Consider the following 2559-nt stretch of genomic DNA (forward strand, 5'->3'; position numbering starts at 1 on the left):
GGAGGCGCTATGAAGATCATCGCCAGGGAAATCCCCCCGCGCACCGTCTGGGCGCTGGAGCAGGCCGGCGTGCATCCGCTGCTGGCAAGGCTCTTCGCCGCCCGCGGCGTGCGCGCCAAGGAAGAACTCGACGACGGCCTCGCACGCCTGCTGCTCCCCGACACGCTGCGCGGCACGCACGAGGCCGCGGCGCTGCTGGCCGACGCCATCGCCCAGGTCAAGCGCCTGTGCATCGTTGCCGACTACGACTGCGACGGCGCCACCGCCTGCGCGGTCGGCGTGCGCGGCCTGCGCCTGCTGGGCGCAAAGCACGTGAGCTACCTTGTGCCCGATCGCGTGGTCGACGGCTACGGCCTCACGCCGCCCATTGCCGAGCGCGTGGCCGACAGCGGCGCCGACATGCTGATCACCGTCGACAACGGCATCGCCAGCGTCGAAGGCGTGGCCGCCGCCAAGGTGCGCGGCCTGCAGGTGCTGGTGACCGACCACCACCTGCCCGGCCCCGAGCTGCCCTCGGCCGACGTGCTGGTCAACCCCAACCAGCCCGGCTGCGAGTTCGAGAGCAAGAGCATCGCCGGTGTCGGCGTGATGTTCTATGTGCTGCTCGCGTTGCGCTCCGAGTTGCGCAAGCGCGGCGTGTTCGACACGGCCACGCAGCCCAAGCTCGATGTGCTGCTGCCGCTTGTGGCGCTCGGCACCGTGGCCGACGTGGTGAAGCTCGACGCCAACAACCGCCGCCTTGTGGCGCAAGGCCTGCGCCGCATCCGTGCCGGCACGATGCCCGCCGGCGTGGCCGCACTGTTCAAGGCCGCTGGCCGCAATGCATCGGCAGCCACCACATTCGACTTCGGCTTTGCCCTCGGCCCGCGCATCAACGCCGCTGGCCGGCTGGCCGACATGACGCTGGGCATCGAATGCCTGCTGACCGACGACGCAGGCCGCGCCGAGGAACTCGCGCGCATGCTCGACGGCATCAACCGCGAGCGACGCGACATCGAGGGCGGCATGCGCGACCAGGCGCTGCTGCTGGCCGAATCGCTGTTCGCCACCGATGGCGAAGGCATCGAAGCCCCGCCACCGGCCATCAGCGTGTTCGACGCGGGCTTTCACGAAGGCGTGGTGGGCATCGTGGCCTCGCGCATCAAGGACCGCTTTCACCGCCCGACTTTCGTCTTCGCCGCGAGCGGCGCGCCGGGCAAGGAGCAGGAGCTGAAGGGCTCGGGCCGCTCGATTCCCGGCTTTCATCTGCGCGACGCGCTCGACCTCGTGGCCAAGCGCCACCCGGGCGTGCTGCTGCGCTTCGGCGGCCATGCGATGGCAGCCGGCTGCACGGTCGCGCGCGAGCACTTCGAGACTTTCGAAAAAGGCTTCGCGCAGGTGGCCGGCGAATGGCTGGCCGAGGCCGAGCTCACGCGGCAGATCGAGACCGACGGGCCGATAGCGCGCGAGTACATGCGCATCGACCTCGTCGACACGCTGCACCGCGAGGTGTGGGGCCAGGGCTTTGCGCCGCCCACCTTCAGCGAAGAGGTGGAAGTGGTCTCGCAGCGGCTGGTGGGCGAGAAGCACCTGTCGCTCAAGCTCAGGCACCAGGGCCAGCCCATCGATGCGATCTGGTTCAGCCACACCGAGCCGCTGCCGCCGAAGGTCAAGCTGGCGTTCCGGCTCGATGCCGATGAATGGCAGGGCGTGCGCAGGCTGCGCTTCCTGGTCGAAGGCGCGGAGTTTTAAGGGGCCCGATGTTCGACGGCGTGAGCTACGGCCTGCTGGCCGGCCTGACGGTGTGCGGCCTGGTGCTGCTGCTGGCGTTCGGCACGAAGGTCCACGGCTGGTACGCGTTGAGCTGCGCGTGCGCACTGGCCGCCTTCGCCGGGTTGAACAGCCTCGCGCCTTCCGCGCAATTCGCACAATGGCCCGCGGCGGCGCTGGTGTTGTGGACGGCCTGCCGGCTGCAGTTCGTGCGGCAATTGCTGCGGCTGGAAGATTTCGCGCCCCGGCTCGACCGCATCGCACAAGCAACCCTGGTCATCTTCGCGATCGCCACGCTCTATGCCGCCCTCGAGACGCAGCGCCTGTGGACGCTGCGCATGGTGCAGGCGCTGGCGGTGGCTTCCACCGTGATCCTCGCGGCGGGCGCTGTGAAGGTGCTGCGCCGCCAGCCCTGGCCGGCAGCGCTGTTCCTGGCCGGCGCGGCACTGCTGCTCGGCGGCCTCTCGATTGCGCGGATGTCGGCCTGGATCGGGCCGGCATGGGCGCCGCCCCAGCCGAATCTGGTGCAGGCCGCAGTGATCGCCGAACTGGTCGTCTTCATCTTCGCGCTCGGTATGCGCCTGCGGGGCGATGGCGGTGGCGAGGCGCGCACGCAGCGGAAAGCGGAAGACTCGGGCACCGACGCTCTCACCGGCGCCGCCAGCCGTGCCGGTTTCGAGAACCGCGGCGAGGAATGGCTGCGCGACGGCCGGCCTTTCTCGCTGATGCTGATCGACCTGAACGGCTTCAAGGCCGTGAACGAGCGACATGGCCGCGCGGGTGGCGACGCGGTGCTGACCGCCATCGCCC

2 protein-coding genes are annotated in these 2559 nt (G+C 70.0%); both read left to right on the top strand.

Annotated elements, in window-relative coordinates; all coding sequences use genetic code 11:
• Positions 1-9 precede the first annotated feature (9 nt).
• Entirely contained in the window at positions 10-1731 is a 1722-nt protein-coding gene (gene recJ, locus ACSFA3_RS22165) for a single-stranded-DNA-specific exonuclease RecJ (RefSeq protein ID WP_435507668.1), read from the top strand.
• An 8-nt stretch (positions 1732-1739) separates the two neighbouring features.
• On the top strand, positions 1740-2559 hold an 820-nt coding region (locus ACSFA3_RS22170), incomplete at its 3' end, for a 7TM diverse intracellular signaling domain-containing protein (protein ID WP_435507667.1).

Origin of the sequence: Variovorax glucosi (genome assembly GCF_051216695.1) — a bacterium.
In the GTDB taxonomy this organism is placed as follows: Bacteria; Pseudomonadota; Gammaproteobacteria; order Burkholderiales; family Burkholderiaceae_C; genus Variovorax.

Bases quoted from the DNA above. Each gene is read 5' to 3' on its own strand.
- recJ (WP_435507668.1), top strand. From the start codon at position 10: ATGAAGATCATCGCCAGGGAAATCCCCCCGCGCACCGTCTGGGCGCTG.